This window comes from Nocardia arizonensis (genome assembly GCF_001310275.1).
GTDB lineage: Bacteria > Actinomycetota > Actinomycetes > Mycobacteriales > Mycobacteriaceae > Nocardia > Nocardia arizonensis.
Genome location: NZ_LGYZ01000017.1, coordinates 1 through 16,559, shown reverse-complemented (window position 1 = coordinate 16,559; position 16,559 = coordinate 1). Strand labels below are relative to the sequence as shown.

The 16,559-nt window shown below is 66.0% G+C and carries 22 protein-coding genes; 6 read left to right on the top strand and 16 right to left on the bottom strand.

The features are described from left to right. The first annotated feature begins 38 nt into the window (after positions 1-38). Positions 39-1,406 (top strand): MFS transporter, encoded by a 1,368-nt coding sequence (locus APZ21_RS03070; protein ID WP_054811671.1) that lies wholly within the window; start codon positions 39-41, stop codon positions 1,404-1,406. Between the two features lie 114 nt (positions 1,407-1,520). After that, the gene (locus APZ21_RS33625) at positions 1,521-1,679 is read left to right on the top strand and encodes a hypothetical protein (RefSeq protein WP_156370593.1); all 159 of its coding nucleotides are present in this window, start codon (positions 1,521-1,523) and stop codon (positions 1,677-1,679) included. A 48-nt stretch (positions 1,680-1,727) separates the two neighbouring features. On the opposite strand, the gene APZ21_RS03065 is transcribed toward APZ21_RS33625, so the two are convergent. Next, positions 1,728-2,348 (bottom strand): DUF305 domain-containing protein, encoded by a 621-nt coding sequence (locus tag APZ21_RS03065; protein ID WP_082392782.1) that lies wholly within the window; start codon positions 2,346-2,348, stop codon positions 1,728-1,730. A 307-nt stretch (positions 2,349-2,655) separates the two neighbouring features. Beyond that, a complete protein-coding gene (locus APZ21_RS03060) occupies positions 2,656-3,234 on the bottom strand; it encodes a TetR/AcrR family transcriptional regulator (protein ID WP_054811670.1) in 579 nt (192 codons plus the stop codon). Positions 3,235-3,331: 97 nt separating this feature from the next. On the opposite strand from APZ21_RS03060, the gene APZ21_RS32655 reads away from it, so the two are divergent. Both APZ21_RS32655 and APZ21_RS03055 read left to right on the top strand, forming a co-directional pair. Beyond that, on the top strand, positions 3,332-3,523 hold the full coding sequence (locus APZ21_RS32655) for a hypothetical protein (RefSeq protein ID WP_082392791.1): 192 nt from the start codon (positions 3,332-3,334) through the stop codon (positions 3,521-3,523). Then, a complete protein-coding gene (locus tag APZ21_RS03055) occupies positions 3,517-4,038 on the top strand; it encodes a DUF2269 domain-containing protein (protein WP_174553658.1) in 522 nt (173 codons plus the stop codon). Before APZ21_RS32655 ends, APZ21_RS03055 begins: the two co-directional genes overlap by 7 nt. A 121-nt stretch (positions 4,039-4,159) precedes the next feature. On the opposite strand, the gene APZ21_RS32650 is transcribed toward APZ21_RS03055, so the two are convergent. The 12 genes from APZ21_RS32650 to APZ21_RS02995 form a co-directional block, all read right to left on the bottom strand. After that, positions 4,160-4,498 (bottom strand): GNAT family N-acetyltransferase, encoded by a 339-nt coding sequence (locus APZ21_RS32650; RefSeq protein WP_476739081.1) that lies wholly within the window; start codon positions 4,496-4,498, stop codon positions 4,160-4,162. 57 nt (positions 4,499-4,555) lie between these two features. Beyond that, positions 4,556-5,551 (bottom strand): UDP-glucose 4-epimerase GalE, encoded by a 996-nt coding sequence (gene galE / locus APZ21_RS03045; RefSeq protein ID WP_054811668.1) that lies wholly within the window; start codon positions 5,549-5,551, stop codon positions 4,556-4,558. Then, entirely contained in the window at positions 5,548-6,597 is a 1,050-nt protein-coding gene (locus tag APZ21_RS03040; RefSeq protein ID WP_054811667.1) for a nucleotidyltransferase domain-containing protein, read from the bottom strand. The genes galE and APZ21_RS03040 overlap by 4 nt, the downstream gene beginning before the upstream one ends. 2 nt (positions 6,598-6,599) lie before the next feature. Then, complete coding sequence (locus tag APZ21_RS03035) at positions 6,600-7,904, bottom strand: phosphomethylpyrimidine synthase ThiC (protein WP_054811666.1); 1,305 nt, start codon at positions 7,902-7,904, stop codon at positions 6,600-6,602. A 113-nt stretch (positions 7,905-8,017) separates the two neighbouring features. Then, on the bottom strand, positions 8,018-8,281 hold the full coding sequence (locus APZ21_RS03030) for a hypothetical protein (RefSeq protein WP_054811665.1): 264 nt from the start codon (positions 8,279-8,281) through the stop codon (positions 8,018-8,020). A 12-nt stretch (positions 8,282-8,293) separates the two neighbouring features. Further along, a complete protein-coding gene (locus APZ21_RS03025) occupies positions 8,294-9,085 on the bottom strand; it encodes an SAM-dependent methyltransferase (protein ID WP_054811664.1) in 792 nt (263 codons plus the stop codon). A 110-nt stretch (positions 9,086-9,195) separates the two neighbouring features. Next, positions 9,196-9,807, bottom strand: coding sequence for a DUF5753 domain-containing protein (locus tag APZ21_RS03020; RefSeq protein WP_054811663.1), 612 nt, complete (start codon positions 9,805-9,807; stop codon positions 9,196-9,198). 202 nt (positions 9,808-10,009) lie between these two features. Then, positions 10,010-10,531, bottom strand: a complete 522-nt coding sequence (locus APZ21_RS03015) for a DUF8176 domain-containing protein (protein ID WP_054811662.1) — start codon at positions 10,529-10,531, stop codon at positions 10,010-10,012. A gap of 168 nt (positions 10,532-10,699) precedes the next feature. Next, positions 10,700-10,921: a hypothetical protein gene (locus APZ21_RS03010; RefSeq protein WP_054811661.1), complete on the bottom strand. Its 222-nt coding sequence runs from the start codon at positions 10,919-10,921 to the stop codon at positions 10,700-10,702. After that, positions 10,918-11,400: a hypothetical protein gene (locus APZ21_RS03005; protein ID WP_054811660.1), complete on the bottom strand. Its 483-nt coding sequence runs from the start codon at positions 11,398-11,400 to the stop codon at positions 10,918-10,920. The genes APZ21_RS03010 and APZ21_RS03005 overlap by 4 nt, the downstream gene beginning before the upstream one ends. After that, positions 11,397-11,597, bottom strand: a complete 201-nt coding sequence (locus APZ21_RS03000; RefSeq protein WP_054811659.1) for a hypothetical protein — start codon at positions 11,595-11,597, stop codon at positions 11,397-11,399. The genes APZ21_RS03005 and APZ21_RS03000 overlap by 4 nt, the downstream gene beginning before the upstream one ends. A 312-nt stretch (positions 11,598-11,909) precedes the next feature. Next, on the bottom strand, positions 11,910-12,125 hold the full coding sequence (locus APZ21_RS02995) for a hypothetical protein (RefSeq protein ID WP_054811658.1): 216 nt from the start codon (positions 12,123-12,125) through the stop codon (positions 11,910-11,912). A 202-nt stretch (positions 12,126-12,327) separates the two neighbouring features. Between APZ21_RS02995 and APZ21_RS02990 the strand changes: the two genes are divergently transcribed. After that, positions 12,328-13,734 carry a helix-turn-helix domain-containing protein gene (locus APZ21_RS02990; RefSeq protein ID WP_113975399.1) on the top strand — a complete coding sequence of 469 codons (1,407 nt, stop codon included), beginning with the start codon at positions 12,328-12,330 and terminating at the stop codon, positions 13,732-13,734. Then, positions 13,731-14,615, top strand: a complete 885-nt coding sequence (locus APZ21_RS02985; protein ID WP_054811657.1) for a phosphotransferase enzyme family protein — start codon at positions 13,731-13,733, stop codon at positions 14,613-14,615. Before APZ21_RS02990 ends, APZ21_RS02985 begins: the two co-directional genes overlap by 4 nt. Positions 14,616-14,724: 109 nt before the next feature. Here APZ21_RS02985 and APZ21_RS02980 read toward each other — a convergent pair whose 3' ends face one another. Beyond that, on the bottom strand, positions 14,725-15,495 hold the full coding sequence (locus APZ21_RS02980; protein WP_054811656.1) for an MmyB family transcriptional regulator: 771 nt from the start codon (positions 15,493-15,495) through the stop codon (positions 14,725-14,727). Between the two features lie 194 nt (positions 15,496-15,689). Next, complete coding sequence (locus tag APZ21_RS02975) at positions 15,690-16,526, bottom strand: helix-turn-helix domain-containing protein (RefSeq protein ID WP_082392780.1); 837 nt, start codon at positions 16,524-16,526, stop codon at positions 15,690-15,692. Between the last annotated feature and the right edge of the window lie 33 nt (positions 16,527-16,559).

Here is a 16,559-nt window from a genome sequence, read left to right as displayed (position 1 = left end):
GTGCCCCGCACCGACACAGGACCAGAAGGACACCCCCGATGACCTCGTTGTTCGCCCACCGCGACTACCTGCGGTTGTTCACCGCGCAGATGACCGCGCTGTTCGGTACCGGCTTGACCACCGTCGCGCTCGGACTGCTCGCCTACGAACTCGCCGGCGCCGACGCCGGCGCGGTGCTCGGCACCGCACTGACGATCAAGATGCTCGTCTACGTCACCGTTGCCCCGATCGTGGCCGCCTATGCCGACCGTTTCCCGCGAAGGCTGTTCCTGGTCGCGCTCAACATGATTCGCGGGGGCGTCGTGCTGGCGTTGCCCTTCATCGACCAGATCTGGCAGATCTATGTCCTGATCGCGATCCTGCAAACCGCCTCGGCCGCGTTCACTCCGACCTACCAGGCCGTGATTCCCGACATCCTGCCCGACGAACGTGACTACACCCGCGCGCTGTCGGCCGCTCAGCTCGCCGCGACCATGGAAACGCTGCTCAGCCCCATGCTGGCCGCGGCCGCGTTGACCCTGATCAGCTTCCACTGGCTGTTCGTCGGCACCGCCATCGGCTTCGCCGTCTCGGCGGCCCTGGTGGTCTCGACCCGCATCCCTGACGCCGGAGCAACGACCCAGGGCAGCTTCGCGAAGCGGATCGCAGTGGGCATGCGGATATTCGCCGCCACACCACGGCTGCGCGGGCTGCTGGGGCTGAACCTGGTCGTCGCCGCGGCAGGCTCGGTGATCATGGTCAATACCGTCAACTACGTCCGCGACACCCTCGGCGGATCACAGACCGGCGTCGCGATGCTGTTGGCCGCCAACGGCTTCGGAACGATGATCATCGCGCTGTCGCTGCCGCGAGTCCTCGACCGCACCGGTGCCCGCCCAGTGATGCTGGCCGGCGCCGCGACCCTGATCCTCGGGCTCGGGTCGGCCATCGCCCTCTCGACCGCCGACGCCGGCCAGTGGCGGTGGGCCGCCGCGAGCGCGGTATGGGCACTCATCGGCGCCGGCACCGCCGGCGTGCTCACCCCGACCGGCGCGATCCTGCGGCGCTCCTCGCAGCCGGCCGATCGCGCGGCACTGTTCGCCGCCCAGTTCTCGCTGTCGCACCTGGCCTGGCTGATCACCTACCCGATCGCGGGATGGCTGACCAGCGCCGCCGGATTCACCACCACCTGGGTGGTGCTGATCGGCCTGGCAGGGCTCGGCGCCACCGTCGCGGTACGGAACTGGCCACGCAACGAACCCGCCGAGATCACCCACCTGCACGAGGTCGGCACCATCGACCCCGCCAGGCTGGCCGACGCGATCCGCATCAGCGACCGCATCTACCAGCACACCCACCCGTTCGTCATCGACGACGCACACCGACGCTGGCCCCGCGAAGCACGTGAACCCGTCCTCGTCGGATAGCCGAAAGCGGATTCAATTACCTCGCATACGAGGGCTCTGAGCATGTGATCGAGAAAGAGGGTGGGGCCGCACAACCAAGTGCGGCCCCACCCTCTCCTGAAAGACGAGGTAACGATGCACACCTTCACAGCGGTGATCCTGCGGGTCGCCCGCCATCCCGCCACCCGAACCGCCGCGGCCTGCGTTCTGGCTTGCGGCGCCGAAGCCCTCCGCGTCGCGCTCGCGGGCCAGCCTGTCAAGCCTCAGCGCCGCTTCGAATCCACCGGCCCGTAGAGCCACAGGGCGGCGCAGGCCACAGGGCGTCGAGGGGCCGAAGAATGCCTACTTTTGTCCCAGCAGAGTTTCCATCTGCGTGATCTCTTGCTGCTGTGTGGCCACGATGGTCTCTGCCATTTGTTTGGCCTGAGAGTTGGTTCCGGAGGCGATCTCGGTTTGCGCCATCTCCACCGCCCCGCGGTGATGGTCGATCATCATCTGCAACCACATCTTGTCGAACTCCGGCCCCGACATCGCCTCGAGCGAGGACATCTGCTCCGGCGACATCATTCCGGGCATGTCGTGATTCATCGCGCCACCGGCGGGATCCGGCTTCCCGGCGCTGGCCAGCAGCGATTGAATCTGGGTCATTTCAGGTTGCTGAGCTGCCTTGATCCCGGCAGCGAGGTCGATGACCTGCTGATCCTGCGAGCGTGAAGGGACCAGCTCGGCCATCTGCACGGCCTGCTCGTGATGCGGGTACATCATCTGCAGAAACGTTACGTCGGCGTCATTGAAGGTACCCGCCGGAGCGGTGCCGGTAGCCGCACTCGTCGAGACGGCGGTTGTCGTTGAGGAATGGTGGACCGGTGCCGAATCGTCGTCATTCCCGCAGCCGGCAACGACCAGGGCGACCAACCCGATACACGGAACGAGCCTTCGAGCGATGATGGAACGTCGAGACATGTGAACTCCTCAGGAGTGGGACATGATCTTCTCGTCGAAACACAAACCAGCGGCCCGCGCGGGACCCACGCAGGGCCGCGCAGATATCGGTGGCTCCCGACGGACAGTGCAGCACAGCCTAACCCTTTTGGCGTCGTTCACATCGGCATGGACGGGAACATCATGTTCCACATGTCGCGCAGCATGTTCATCATCTGCATGCACATCCCGGGCATCACTGTTCACCTCCTCGCGCACACCCCCACAAGGCGCGACTACCCTCGACCGCTGGAAATATTCGCCGCGCCTGCTGCTGCTCGGCGGATGTTCAGGCGGGTCCCAATCCAGCCCGGATCACTGTGATCAGCCGGGCTACCGCAGCGTCGGATGATGCCGCGACGGCGGCATCCAACGCATGTAGGCAATAGATTGCCAGCTCATCGGCAGGGGTATCCGTCCTCACCGTCCCGGTCGCCGCGGCGGCGGCCACCGCCTCGGTCACCAACTGGCGAAGTCGTTGTTCGGCGTGGTCGACGTGCGGGCCGCTGTGGTGCACCATCGCGCCGAGATCGCTGTCGTGACGGTGCCTGGACTCGCGAAGAATCCGCGCATAGGCGCCCAACAGGGCATCCAGTCGTCGGGACGGATCGGATTCTGTATCACTCACCGCCACCAGTTGCTCCAGGTGGTGACCGACTTGGCGCTCGTGCCAGGCGGCAAGGATCGCGCTTACATCGGGGAAGTACTTGTACAGCGTCGCCCGCCCGATCCCGGCCTGCTCGGCGATCCCCGACATCGTCATCGAGGCGACCCCGTGCTCGATCGCCAACCGCGCGGCAGTGTCGAGGATCGAGTCGCGCACCGTGCGGCGGTGCGTGTCGATCGTCTCGCTCCACAGCTTCGGCACCCAACCAGGATACAGCCTGCCATGGGCATAGACAGATCGTAATTGATAGAGACATACTGTCTTGCAAAACTATGATGCGCTGACCGAAGGACTCCAGATGACAAACAACTCCCCGCAACGCCCCCACGGCCCGAATACGCCCCGCTGGGTGAAAGTGACCGGAGTCGTCGTCGCGTTCTTGGTGGCGGTGCTCGTCATCGGACTGCTCATCAGCGGCGGCCAGCACGGGCCAGGGCGGCACAGTCAGTCGGCTGCGGCGCCAGCCAGCGCTCAGCTCGTGCGATGCTGAGCCCGCGCGGGCGCAAACTCGCCCTCGCCGCGCACGTCAGCATCTCGGTCGGCTGGCTCGGCGCCGTCGTCGCCTTCCTGGCCTTGGCCGTCGTCGGGGTGACCAGTTCCGACGTGCAGCTGGTGCGTGCGGTCGACCTCGTCGCCCGACCACTGGCATGGTGGGTGCTGGTGCCACTGTCGGTGGGCTCGCTAGTGACAGGTATCGTTCAATCCCTCGGCACACCATGGGGTCTCATCCGCCATTACTGGGTGCTGTTCAAACTCGTGCTCAACGTGGTCGCAACGGCGATCTTGATCCTCTACACCAGTACGGTCGACCACTATGCGGCTGTCGCCTCGCGCCCCGACTCGACTCTGCTCGAATTGCGGGCGCCGACTTTTATTGTCCACGGTGCAGCCGCGTCTATCGTTCTGGCTGCTGCGATGATCCTGGCGGTCTTCAAGCCCCGCGGCCTCACACCGTTCGGGCTACGTATTCGGCAGGCCGCAGCAGAAGGACGAGTCGGGCGATGATTCTGCCCAGGTTCCACGGTGCCCGCGTAGTTGCCTTGATCAGCCGGCGTGATCCCGGCGGCGAGGCGCTGTCGGATGGCCTGGAACTCTTCGGGTGGGCGCGGGTTCCAAGTCGGTGCGGTCAGAGAGTCAAGCGGTAGGTCGTGGACTCGCGTGGGGCGAATCCGAACCGCTGGTTGGTAGAGCTGGTTCGCGGCGGACCTCTTCGGGTCGAAGTGAGGTCGACCATGCGTGCTCCGTGGTTCTTCGCGATGGCGAGCGCGACGTTGGTCAGGTCTCGTCCGATGCCGTGCCCTCGCGCGGCTTGGTCAACAACGACATCTTCGATGCGCGCTCGCAGTCCGGTGGGAATCGTGTATATGACCAGAGTCAGCGCACTGACGATCGTTCCCCCGAGACGCGCGGTGTGCAGCCGCGTCGAAGGGGTATCGATGACCGCTGCCAGGACATCGCGAGCCAGAGTCGCCGCGGTGGCGGACAGCAGCGGTAGACGGTCCAGCGCTGCGAGTGTCTTCGTCTAGCCCGCCGCCGACTGTCGGCCAGTGAAGCGCTGATGGAATTTCCATGCGTCGGCCACGATTTCGATGATGTCGGGGCGCGTGGGTCGCCAGCCGAGTTCGCTTTGTGCGAGGTCGGACGAGGCGTAGAGGACAGCCGGGTCTCCAGGGCGACGGGTAGCTATCTCGGTCTCGAAGGCCGCACCGGTGACTTTCCGTATGGCGTCGAGAACCTGGTGGTTGGAGAACCCGATGCCGTTGCCCAGGTTGTAGATCCGGTGCTCGCCGGGCTGGATGGCGTCGAGTGCGAGCAGGTGGGCTTGGGCGAGGTCGGTGACGTGGATGTAGTCGCGGACGCAGGTGCCGTCCGGCGTCGGGTAGTCATCGCCGAACAGTGAAAATTTGTCGCGTAGTCCTGCGGCGGCGTCGAGTGCGAGGGGGATCAGATGGGTTTCGGGGGTGTGGCGTTCGCCGATCATCGTTCCGTCTGGGCAGGTGTGTGCGCCTGCGACGTTGAAGTAGCGCAGGCTGATCGCGCCGAGCGCGCTGGCGCGGGTGATCGAGGCGATCGCTTTGTCGACGGCCAGTTTGGTGTCGCCGTAGGTGTTGACCGGGTTGGTCACGGTAGTTTCGAGGATGGGGACTTGGTCGGGTTCGCCGTAGACGGCGGCGGTGGAGGAGAACACCAGACGAGGCACCTCGGCCTGTTGGATCGCGTCCAGTAGAGCCAGTGACGCGGCGGTGTTGTTGTCCCAGTGCCATTGCGGGTGAGCCATGGACTCGCCGGCCGCGATGAGCCCGGCGAAGTGGAGCACGGCTTCGAAGCCCGCGTCTGGGGTGAGTACTTGGGCGATGTCGTGCACGCGCAACTGGTGGAACGTTGCTTCGGCGGGGATCTGCTGGTCGTCGTTGCGGGAGAGATCATCGACGACCTCGACGTGGTGCCCGGCGTCGAGCAGGAGCCGGGTCACGGTGGCACCGACGTACCCAGCGCCACCGGTGACGAGGATCTTCATGTGGTCTGCACTTTCATCGCGAGGAGGTGGTCATGAATTTCTCGTTGGTGCGCGGCGAAGTAGGCCGAGGGACCGGGTGCGGGTTTGGTCCCGGTCCAGCCGGTGACGCGCGACCAGATCGCGGCTTCCACCGTAGCGAGTTCACCGGGGTGCGGTTTCGCTACCCAGGCTGCGGCGACTTGGCGGGCGAGGTCGTGGGCGATGCGGTGGTGGCGGGCGATGATTTGGCCGCTGCTGGTGACCGCGTAGCGGCTCAGCCGCACGGCGTCGGGGCGCGGGCCGCCGAAGACGTAGTCGAAGCGGCGGAACGCGTCGTGCAGGTAGTGCCAGAATCTGCCGGGGTCCAGCGGTGGTTGTGTGGGGTTGGTGCGCCATCGCAGCTCGGCGCGCATTTGTTCGGACAGGTGTGGGGCCATGTTGGCGAAGTCGTGGTGGGAGTAGGCACCGTCCAGCATGGCGGTGGCGCGTAGCACTTTGATGCAGAGGCGGTTGACGAGCAGGTGGAATTGCGTCGTGTCGTAACCAGCGAGCCATTTGGTGTTGAGGTCGTGCCAGTAGTGGGCTTGCACGTAGTACAGCAGGATCTCGTAGGCGTCGCGGTCATCGAGCCGCACAGAAGTGTGTTTGGGCAGTCCGTGGCCTGCCAGGTCGAGTCCGAGGTTTTTGAAGTCGTAGCCCAGCGAGGTGCGCAGGAGGCGGTATCGGTGTTCGGGCAGCACCATGATGTCGACTGCGGGAAAGCACCTTTCGGCCATCGCCCGTAGTTGGTCGAGTGGTGTTGCGGGTTCGGGCCCGGAGTGGACGTAGAGCAGATCGACGTCGCTGATGAGCACTCGGCCACCGTGGTGGTGGATCCAGGTGGGCTCGCCGCGGGCCATCGACCCGCCCAGGATCAACCAGTCGTCGCTCGGGACCAGGCGTCCGAGGGCGACCAGATCGTCGGCGATTCTGTGTGCGGCCGCGGCGAGATCTTGGGCGTCTGGCAGCCGCCGGGTGATTGTGTCCGCGAGGGTGGCGATCCGGCTGGTATCCGCTGTGGTGGTCATGGTCAATCCTCCGCGATCGTGAGTGGAAGCGGGAAAGCGCTGGCGGCGACTGGGGTTTCTTCGTGGTCCTTCTTCGCGGTCAGGTGTGGGCACAGTGATCCGCAGATCGTGCAGGGTGCGCCGGTTTTGAGTCCGGCGTTGATGAAGGCGTTGGTGGCCAGTCCTGGGTAGAGGGCGTGGGTGGCTTGGACTTCCCAGTCGTTGGCTCGCCGTGCCACCGAGATGGCGCGCTGGCGTGCGGTTTCGGTGGTGTTTCCTCGGCCGAGTTCCAAGGCGGTGATGGCGACTTTGACGTTGCGTACCGCTTCGGCGGTGTCGATTCCGGTCGGCATCAGGTAGTGCTCGACCTGGGTGATGGAGGCGAACATGTCGCCGCCGTGCGCACCCGCGGTGGCGACGCCGATCGTGTTGACGATCGAGTCCAGGGTGACCGCGTTGTCGATGACCATCGGCCCGGCCAGCCACAAGGGCGCGCCTCCGAGTGCTTGTTTGTAGGCGGGGATGAGTTCGGGAATGCGGTGCAGCGGGATGTGTCCGCCGGTCTCACACAGCACCTGCACACCGGCGTCGAGGGCACGCTTGCGCAGTCCGGCGAGCAGTTCGATCTCCCGCCATTTCAGTTCGTCTCCGGCGTCGGCGGTTGCGCCGGGGCGGAAGATGTCGCCCAGGTCGAGCACGACTCCACGGCGGCGGCAGATTTCGAGAATCCCGTCGAAATGCTCGTGCAGTGGGGATTCGGTGTTGTGCATGCGCATGTAGCGGGCGATCAGCCCACCGCCGCGCGAGGTCGTCGGCATGATCCGGTCCGATTTCTCACTCAGCCGCGCCAACTCGGGGTTGATTCCGGCGTGGATCAGCACGAAATCCACCCCGGAGTCGAGGCCGAGTTCGAAGCGCTCGAGGAACTCTGCGCAGCCGAGCTTGTTGCGGGGCTGGGCGAACAGGTCATAGGTCAGGCAGCACCCCAGCGGCACGCCCACGACGTCCTTGAGTTCGCGGCGCAGCGCAATGCCTTCGGGGTTGGTGGTCAGGTCGATGACGGCGTCGGGTCCGGCGGCGTTGATCACCGCCATGCTGTCGACGATCGCGGCGCGGTCGGTGTCGCGCGGGCCGAGACCGATCAGCGCGGTCACCTTCCGGCGTGTCCCGGCACCGACGAGGATCGGGCTGTAGCCGTCCTGGGCGCGGGAGTCGTTGGACCGCAAGAACACCATCGTGCCGTTGGCGACCGCAGCAGCGGCCTCCTCGACGTCGATGCCCTCGCGGGTACAGGTAGCGACGAACTGAGGGTCAGTCGAATCGATCATGGTGAATCACCTTTCACAAGAGAACATTTGGGGAATCAGCTGTCGGAAACCTGGGCCGGTTTCCGGTCCCGAGCGGCGTGCGCCGCCGGGGCGCGGCCAGAGTCGGCAGGTTGTTAAGGCTTGGTGATGCGATGGTGGGCGGCGTGGCCTTGGTCGGTGAGGGTGTAGACCGTGTCTGCGCGGGGGGTGTCGGCATCGTCGGTTGCCGTGGCGTAGGCGTTGGTAGCTAGCCAGCGCAGCGTGATGGTGACCGGTCCCACCACGCGCCCACCTGCGATCTGGCGGGCGGTCTTCGGGCCGGTGGCCAACGCCCAGACCGCTGCTACCTGAGCCCGGGTGAATCCGCTGCGGTGCATTCGCGAGAATCGTTGCGCCATTGTTCGACTCCTTCATCCCGGGAGATGACCCACGGCGGCATAGGCGCTCAGCTCCCACTCGACGGGGTGAAATCCCTGACCCACGCGGCTGCCGAATTCGGGCCGCCACCGATGGGGTGCGACGAGGCCAGGCGACAGCAGCCGGTACGGGGCGAGCATGTCGGCCACGGTCGCGTGGTCGCGTGGCCGGTACGGGATGGCGTGGAACGCGAGATGGGCCGCCGACTCGCGGATGTCCTCGCCGAACACGTCATCGGTGATGTGGCTGAAGATGATCCAGCAGCCCGGTGGCAACGCGGAGGTCAGCTCCATCAGCATCGCCGGGGCGTCGGGCAACAGTTCGGCGGTGCCGGACAAGCAGATCGCGAGTGGTTGACCGAGGTCGAAAAGCCCAGCGATCTGATCGAGGACGGCGCAAGTGTCGGTGATGTCGGCCAGGGCGAAGCGCCGGTTCGGGCTGTGCGCGAGTAGGGCGTGAGCGTGAGCGGCGACCAAGACATCGTGGTCGAGGTAGAGGACGCGAGCGGACTCGCCGCGGTGTGTGGCGGCGTCACCGACGTCGGGAGGGAGCGCGATGCCGCACCCGAGTTCGACGTACTGGTGCACGGCGTGTTCGCGGCTGAGGTATTCCACAGCACGCAGCAGGAACCGTCGCCCCTCGCGTAGCGCGACGACGAACCTTTTGCTCACGTCGGCTGCGACGATGCGGTCGATCTCGTAGTTGTCCTTACCGCCGAGCAGCACATTGGCGACACGCGCACTGCTGGGTATGTCGTGTCGCAGCGCGACCTCGTGATCCGCCATATCGAACAACTCCAGTGGTTAGAGGGGCTGCCGGGCCCCGACCGCTCTCGGCCGTGACGAGGGATGCGGCCTAGCAAGGGCGGGTCGGGCCCGGCAGCGGGTCAGGTGGTTCAGATGCCGGGGCCGACGTGTTCGGCCAACGCGCGATCGAGCAGGGCTCGGGCGTGCTCGCCGTAGCGGGCTTGGCCGGCGAGCAGGTCGAAGGTGCGTACCGCGAGGGCGATCTCGTCGGCGCCGCTGGTTTCGACCGAACCGGTCACGGTCTCGATCGCGACTCCCGATTCGTCGTGGATGACGAAGTTGTCGGCCTGGCCGATGAATTCGGCGTCGAGCGGGATGATGCCGATCTCGACGTTGTCGCGGCTGGTGAGGATGTCGCCGAGCTGGCGGATCTGGGCCGCCATCACCGCGTGGTCGCCGACCGTGCGCCGCAACGCGGCTTCGCCGATGAGCATGTGGAAGCTGTGCCCGGGTCCGTCGAGCACGGCCTGGCGCTGCATCCGCACCGCCGCGGTCGCCTCGCTGTCGTCAGGCAGGCCGAGCACGGCGGTGCACTTGGACAGGATCGCGCGGGCGTAGGCGAGTGTCTGCACCAGGCCGGGCAGGATCTCGGGGCTGTAGCTGCGCTGGTATTTGGTGTCGGCCTCGATGTCGATCAGGCTGCGCTGCAACGTTTCCAGGCCCGCGTTGTCGGTCGCCTCGTACCAGCTGGAGTAAGACATGATCTAACCTTTCATTCACTTTTCAGAAGTTCGGGTATCCGGTGGGTATCCACCGGGTGTGGTCGCTGGGTGTGGGGGAGCGCTCCCGGAGGCGCGGGGGTGTCGAGACGGCCTCCGGGAGCGGTTCCCCACCCTCGGACCCACCGGCCAGCGAGCTGGCCGCGCGATGCTGGTCCGAGGTATTCAGGTGGTCCGAGTTGTGTCAGGCGCGGGCGATGGAACTGATCAGCGTCGCCGCGCCGAGGGTTCGGGTGGTGATGATCTGGCGCGGCGCGAACGGCTCACTGCCGGGGTGGTATTCGGTTACGGTGACCGCCCACAGGTCCGCATCACCTACGCGGACCAGCGGTGAGATCGTGACGCAGTGATGGGTGCCAGCCGGGACGGCGTCGATCCCGGCCTGCAACCGGTCACCAGGACCGACGAGGGCGTCGGAGGCGAGGAACTGGCGTGCCTGCTTGGCGGAGCGTTGCACGTAGTAGGCGTAGTTGAACCCCAGGATCGCGCCCGGGCCGCTGGACGTGTCACCCGGTCCGAACCCGGTTACCACTCCCGAAGGGGAGGTGACCTGCGCGCAAGTGACGGTGCGCGAGCCCGCGGAGCCCTCGGGTGCGGTCACGATCGCGATGGTGGTCAGCGCGGCGAGGGTGCCGAGCACGCTCGCCGCGATCCATTGGCGGCGGTGTGAGCGAGGCGTGGTGGTGGTGTCGAACTTGGCATACATGGTGCTGGGAGTTCCTTGGCTCGAGAGGGTTCGGAGGGTGGCCCGGGAGTCGCCGGGAAGCAACTCCGGGGCCGCCTCGGCACGGGCCCGGACCGGGAGGGGTCGTGGTTTCTCGCCGGTTCACGTGCCGGAGGCCATTCAGGTGGTCGGGGGCCGTGACGGGATGGGTCAGGGCTGGAGGTAGAGCCGCTCATTCGGCAGCCGGGGCAGTCCGGTGCACCGGCAGGGGGAGACGGCTACGGTTCCGGGGCGGTGTGCGGCCACGTCGCAGACGAACACCAGCGCGGCGGTCACACAGGCGGCGAATTCCATTCGGACGCTGGAAATCAGCACCGAGAGTCGGACGTCGGGTTCGTCGGGGCGCGGTGACCGTCGGCTCGCGGGCGTCATTGCCGCGCCGACCGGGGTAGGAGTGCTCGGGCGCATTCGATCACCACTTCCCCGGAAGGGCGGAAGGTGCTGGTAGCCGGGGAGATCCAGGTACGGATCACCTGTGAGTCCGGGACCGGGGAGGGTAGGGCGATGTCTCCGTCGCGGATGACCACCACCCGGGCGTGCCACAGCTGCGCGATGACACTGGGATCGGCGATGGGCTGCATGTCGGCTCGCACGAGGAAGGTCCACATCCCTGCGCGGGGGTGGCCGATGATCGACAACGGAGTGACGCCTCGCATGTCGAGGCTGTTCTTGACCTGTTGTGCCAGTCCGGTCGGCATCATCACCGCCGCGACGAGAGATCCCGCCGTCATCGTGATCCGCCCTGTCTGCGGGTCGACCACGGTCGGCAGCGAGCAAATACGACGGTAGAACTCGGACCGGCTGCGGGGCGACTCGGTGAACGGGTGCATCCGCGTGTAGATCGGTGTCATTGCAACTCTCCGGAGGGCTCGGTCACACCGGTCAACCATCCGGCGGTCTTCATCGCGGCGAAATGCTGGACGAGCGTCGGCAGCGAGCAGTCGATTGCGTGAGGGATCTCTGTCCCGGCGAGGGCGCCGGCCGACTCGCCCGGCTCGGCCTGCCTCACCGCGGGCTGCGGTGCGTTCGGCTCGTTGCTGCCGTTCATGCGCGGCCTCCCTGATGGCGTTTCCGACGTGGAGGGAAGCGGGATCGGGCGGTTGTGCCTCGGCTTCCCCCGGACTGGGTTCCTGGTGAAAATCCTGGCCCGCCACCGGTATCGGAAGTAACCGCACAGTGTTGGCGTAGCGTTGGCGTACCGTAGGAGTTTCCGTCCAACAGCGGGATGAAGCTTGCTTGACCGAGTTCACGGCAACAGTGACCACACCCGTGCGCCGACAGCCTCCAACCACTATCTCCAGAGCGGTGCGTAGTTCCTTCCGTGACAGTGGAGTCCTCGGGCCGGGCAGAGTGAGGCGGCTCATCGGCTCGCCTGTCGAGCCGGGCGGCGCTTGTCCGCCGAAACCTGCCATTGCGCGCGCCGGTTGCGGAACACATCGCCGTTGTGGCGCAGAGCATCCAACGCCCGCGCGACGGTCCACGGCGGCACACTCAGGTCATACGCGATCGTCTCGACGGTCAGTGGTCCTCCGGGCTGGAGGAGGGCGAACACATCTTTTTCGAGGGCGGTTGTCATTAGTCACCTCGGTCGGCTGCCAGTAGTCACGGAGTCCGTGTCGGTGGGGGATGCGGACGAACTGACAGTCGCTCCACCATGCGGTTATGGGCAACGCGCACAAGGCATAACCGATATACGCCGGACGCATACCAGCCGCGTGTGCTGGTGATAGCGTCGAAATATTCGCGTTGTGTGGGGTCGGAGCGACGGGAGCGAAGCGATGGCGGAAACAGCCGGAAATGGGCGCACATGCGCTACGTGCGGAAGTGCGTTAAGCCGGTTCAACATCGGCCCGTGGTGTGGCAACTGCTCGCCCATCGCCTCGGCGGACGGACCGCCCGAGATGCCGGCCGAGTTCTGGGCTCACGGCCCGCTGCGCGAGGCACTGGCGAACTGGCATATGGGCGCGGTCATCGAGGAGTACCGCAATCACCCCGCCCACGGGCAACCACTGAGCCAGATCCAGGTAGCACAGTGGCTGGACCTGAGCCAGGCCCAGCTGAGCCGAATCGAGAACGGCCCAGCACCCGAGACACTCTCCAAGCTGGTCAGGTGGGCAACTGTCCTGCGCATCCCGCCAGATCTGCTGTGGTTCAAGCTGCCGAACGTCGCTACCGTGGAGCCCGTGGACCGACAAGGATTCCTGCGTGTGGCCGCAGCTACCGCTGCGACGGTCATCGTGTCACCGGACCGCCTCACCCAGATGCTCAGCCAAGCCCGCACCACCGTCAACCCGACGCGAGTGGGCGCAGTGGAGATCAAACAGATTCACGAAGCCGCCCAGCTATTCGCCCGGTGGGACGCCACCTATGGCGGCGGCCTAGTCCGCGATGTCGTTGTCGCGCAACTACGCGTAGCGGTCGCCTACCTGAAAGCCAACTGTTCCGCGCGCGACCGCGCGGCCCTGCAGATGGCTGTCGGGTCACTCGCGCACACGGCGGCGTTCATGGCCTTCGACGCCTGCGCACATGACGACGCGAACTCGATGTTCGCCCTGGCCCTCGACTGCGCCGAAGAGTCCGGGGCGGTGAACCTGCGAGCGAAGATCCTGTCCTCGATGGCACGCCATGCGATCTGGACCGGCCGCAACCACGACGGACTCGGATACGTCCGCAGGGCGTTCACCGAGGCAGACAAGCTCACCGCTACCGAACGCGCGATGCTGCACACCACCGAAGCACGGGTGCACGCGAAGCTGGGCGACGTTCCCGCAACGCTGACCTCCGTCGCCAACGCCGACCGCGACTTCAGCCGGTGCGTGCCCGGCAACGATCCGGCGTGGATGCGCTACTACGACAGTGCGCAGCACGCGGGCGATACCGGCCACGCCCTGTTCGACATCGCCGTGCACGGCAGCTTCGTCGGTGAGGCACGCGACCGGCTGACCGCAGCCGTCGACGGCCACGCCGACACCGCCGCACGGTCCCGGACGATGTCTACGATCAAACTCGCGTCACTGGTCATGGCCACCGGTGACCCGGCCGAGGCAACCACCATCGCAAACCAAGCCCTCGGTCGAGCACGTGACCTCAAGTCCCAGCGCGCGAACGAGGACATCGCCGAACTCCGCCGCTACGCCCACCGCGCAAAAGTCCAGATACCGACGCCCGCCACCACCACCACATGAACAGCTCGCAGGTCGAACGCATCGCCCGCACAGCCTGCACCGCAGCTGGCATCGACCCAGCCGGGATGGTCCCGATCAAACTCGCTGAGAACGCGATATTCCGAGTACCTGATCAACACACGGTCATCCGCGTCGCGCGGGCGGGCCAGACCGAAGCTGCACGCCGCGAGGTGGAAATCGCGGAATGGCTTCGAGAACAGCATATTTCGGCTGTGCAGCCGATGGGCACTCGCGCCGACTTCGCGGTGATCGACTCGCGCCCGGTGACGCTGTGGAAAGAGTTGCCGCCCCACCACAACGGCAGCGAGCGCGAGATCGGGAGGGCTTTGCGCGCCTTGCACCAGCTGGCCGCGCCGCCATTCCTACCCGAAGTCCAACCGTTCGTCCGGCTCGAGCAGCGCATCGACAGCGCGTCATCGCTGAGTCACGCAGATCGGCGGTGGCTGTACCAGCGGCTCGCGGACCTGCGCGCAGGTTGGGAAAGGTTGCCGACGGGCATGCCATGGTCGCCGATCCATGGCGACGCCTGGGAAGGCAACGTGGTCACCACCGAGGCCGGGGTGACCACGTTCCTCGACCTGGAGCGAGCCTCGGTCGGCCCGCCCGAATGGGACCTCGTCTCCACCGCGATCAAACAAAGCTCCTTCGGCTGGATCTCGGCCGAACGCTACCGTGCCTTCTGTGACGCATACGGCCACGACGTCACGACTTGGGAGGGCTTCTCACTGTTGAGAGACATTCGCGAGCTGCGGATGACCTGTATGGCGGCCCAAGCAGCAGGAACGAAGCCGAACCACGCTGCCCAAGCGCAACATCGAGTTGACTGCCTACGCGGCACCTATGGCCCACGACCGTGGTCGGGATGGCACCCGATCGCCTAACACGGACACGCCGCGAGATTGCAAACGAACATGTCCCACCGCGCGGCGGGGCCCAGAACCGAGGGGCCTCACCGGCGGTGTCGGTTTGTTGGAACGGTCGAGGTGAACCTCAGCAGGCGATGGCGTTGGTGTTGTAGAGGCCATGGACGGACAGGATCTCGAAACATGCTCCGTACTGGTCGATTTCGAGGTTCAGCTGGATCGGGTGCGCGTTGCCGGGTGGGTGGAGACGGAGTGGGATCGCGCGGTGCCAGTTGTAGCTGACCTGCAGGGGTGTGGTGTCCCATGCTTGCCGAAACCCGGGGTTGTCGCGCAGTGTCCGGAACAGTGCTTGTGCTCGGGGTGAGTCGCGGTAGCGGCCGAGCGCGGTGCGTAGGTTGCGGATGTTGTAGGGCAGGTGTTCGTGCCAGTCCTCGATGAGGTCGTGGGCGGTGGGTGTGAACATCCATCGCACGATGTTGTGGTCGGCGTCATCGAGGCCGGGCATGATCCGGTAGAAGACTTTGTTGGCGTGCAGGACGTTTTGGAGTGGGTCGAGGTAGGCGCCCATGACCTCGCATCGGTCGAGGTAGTCGAGGTGGTGGTGGACGCCGTCGTTGGTGAGGTACTGGCGTAGGCCGGTGATCGGTGGTAGCTCGGCGGCGGGGTGCAGCAGTTCTTGCAGGTGTCGCTGTTGGTCGAGGGTGAGGTCGTCGAAGAAGGCGAACAGGCCCGTCTGGACCTTGGGGCCTGGTTTGGTGCGGGTCTGGATGATCTGGTTGAGGCGGGAGATGCCGAATCCTGCTTTGTTGGCGGTGGATTCGCGGGATAGCTGGCGCTTGTGGCGCAGGAATTCCAGGGTGTCGTGGAAGTCGGGCATCCCGGAGAGCGCGAGGGACATGTCAGTGGTCTCGCTTCTGCGGCGGGATGAGGACGATGTCGACGGCGAGCGCAGCACACGGTGCCGGTGGCTGTCGGTGTGGATCTGTTCCGAGATGGCGGGTGTGCTGGGGATTGCTGGTCATGGTCGGGCTCCTTCGTTCGGATGCCTCCGCCCGGGACTTCCGGGGGAGTGGTCGTGGGGCGGTGGAAGGGTCAGGTGTCGCTGCTCGGCGGCTCACACGGATCGGGGTAGACGAAGCAGAACCGCAGATCGGGAGGGCCTTCCGCTCCGACACCGAGGTGGATACGAATCGTGCGTTGCTCGCCGGTGTCGCGATCACGTACCTGCAGCGGGTGCACGGTTTTGTGGCCGTAGGCGACCTCGATACTGTCGGTCCACCGCTGTCGGAAAGTGGTTGCCGCGCTGAGCTTCTCGTGCAGCGTTCGTGCGCGGGGACTGTGCCGGTAGATGCCGAACTTCGCGCGCAGAGACGCGACCATGTAGGTAGCGGCGGCGTCCCAGTGCACGAGGAGAGCCTCGGCGGTGAGTGTGGTGGTGCCGGGGTGGAAGAACCACTGGCTGAGGTTGTCGTCGTAGTCGGCAAGCTCAGGCAGTACGCTGCGGAAGCGCTCGCTGGCGTAGACGACGTTCCACAAGGGGTCGAGATACGCACCGACCAAACCTCGCTCATCGAGACGGCGCAACGTCGTGTGGTGCTCGCAGGCGACGGGGCGGGCTCGTAGCTCCTCGATCGAGGGCAGCGGTAGCGGCGGCCCGGCGAGTTCGCGGGTGTAGCGGGCTTGGGACTCGTTCATGCCGAGCCCGGTGATGAACTGCTCGCGCACTGTCGGCGAGGCCGAACGTTCACCGCGTTCGATCTTCTTGATCAGGTCCTCGCTGACCTGGAGTCGGCCGGCGGCCTCGGATCGGATGAGTCCGTGGTGCTCGCGGATCTGGCGGATCCATCGTCCCAGGTCGGGTAGCTCTGATGTGGTGCGGCGGGCCATGCCTCGCCGCGGTCGTCGGGTCGGGCGGGTCCTCCGGTTCATGTGTCAAGCCCCTCCTATTTCAGTCTTCCGTCA

Excerpts from the sequence above, each read along its gene's own strand:
- APZ21_RS33625 (WP_156370593.1), top strand. The coding sequence starts at position 1,521 with ATGCACACCTTCACAGCGGTGATCCTGCGGGTCGCCCGCCATCCCGCC.
- APZ21_RS03035 (WP_054811666.1), bottom strand. The coding sequence starts at position 7,904 with ATGATCGATTCGACTGACCCTCAGTTCGTCGCTACCTGTACCCGCGAG.
- APZ21_RS02985 (WP_054811657.1), top strand. The coding sequence starts at position 13,731 with ATGAACAGCTCGCAGGTCGAACGCATCGCCCGCACAGCCTGCACCGCA.
- APZ21_RS32655 (WP_082392791.1), top strand. The coding sequence starts at position 3,332 with ATGACAAACAACTCCCCGCAACGCCCCCACGGCCCGAATACGCCCCGC.
- APZ21_RS02995 (WP_054811658.1), bottom strand. The coding sequence starts at position 12,125 with ATGACAACCGCCCTCGAAAAAGATGTGTTCGCCCTCCTCCAGCCCGGA.
- APZ21_RS02975 (WP_082392780.1), bottom strand. The coding sequence starts at position 16,526 with ATGAACCGGAGGACCCGCCCGACCCGACGACCGCGGCGAGGCATGGCC.
- APZ21_RS03000 (WP_054811659.1), bottom strand. The coding sequence starts at position 11,597 with ATGAACGGCAGCAACGAGCCGAACGCACCGCAGCCCGCGGTGAGGCAG.
- galE (WP_054811668.1), bottom strand. The coding sequence starts at position 5,551 with ATGAAGATCCTCGTCACCGGTGGCGCTGGGTACGTCGGTGCCACCGTG.
- APZ21_RS03065 (WP_082392782.1), bottom strand. The coding sequence starts at position 2,348 with ATGTCTCGACGTTCCATCATCGCTCGAAGGCTCGTTCCGTGTATCGGG.
- APZ21_RS02980 (WP_054811656.1), bottom strand. The coding sequence starts at position 15,495 with ATGTCCCTCGCGCTCTCCGGGATGCCCGACTTCCACGACACCCTGGAA.
- APZ21_RS03010 (WP_054811661.1), bottom strand. The coding sequence starts at position 10,921 with ATGACGCCCGCGAGCCGACGGTCACCGCGCCCCGACGAACCCGACGTC.
- APZ21_RS03025 (WP_054811664.1), bottom strand. The coding sequence starts at position 9,085 with ATGGCGGATCACGAGGTCGCGCTGCGACACGACATACCCAGCAGTGCG.
- APZ21_RS02990 (WP_113975399.1), top strand. The coding sequence starts at position 12,328 with ATGGCGGAAACAGCCGGAAATGGGCGCACATGCGCTACGTGCGGAAGT.
- APZ21_RS03015 (WP_054811662.1), bottom strand. The coding sequence starts at position 10,531 with ATGTATGCCAAGTTCGACACCACCACCACGCCTCGCTCACACCGCCGC.
- APZ21_RS03020 (WP_054811663.1), bottom strand. The coding sequence starts at position 9,807 with ATGTCTTACTCCAGCTGGTACGAGGCGACCGACAACGCGGGCCTGGAA.
- APZ21_RS03055 (WP_174553658.1), top strand. The coding sequence starts at position 3,517 with ATGCTGAGCCCGCGCGGGCGCAAACTCGCCCTCGCCGCGCACGTCAGC.
- APZ21_RS03040 (WP_054811667.1), bottom strand. The coding sequence starts at position 6,597 with ATGACCACCACAGCGGATACCAGCCGGATCGCCACCCTCGCGGACACA.
- APZ21_RS03005 (WP_054811660.1), bottom strand. The coding sequence starts at position 11,400 with ATGACACCGATCTACACGCGGATGCACCCGTTCACCGAGTCGCCCCGC.
- APZ21_RS03070 (WP_054811671.1), top strand. The coding sequence starts at position 39 with ATGACCTCGTTGTTCGCCCACCGCGACTACCTGCGGTTGTTCACCGCG.
- APZ21_RS03030 (WP_054811665.1), bottom strand. The coding sequence starts at position 8,281 with ATGGCGCAACGATTCTCGCGAATGCACCGCAGCGGATTCACCCGGGCT.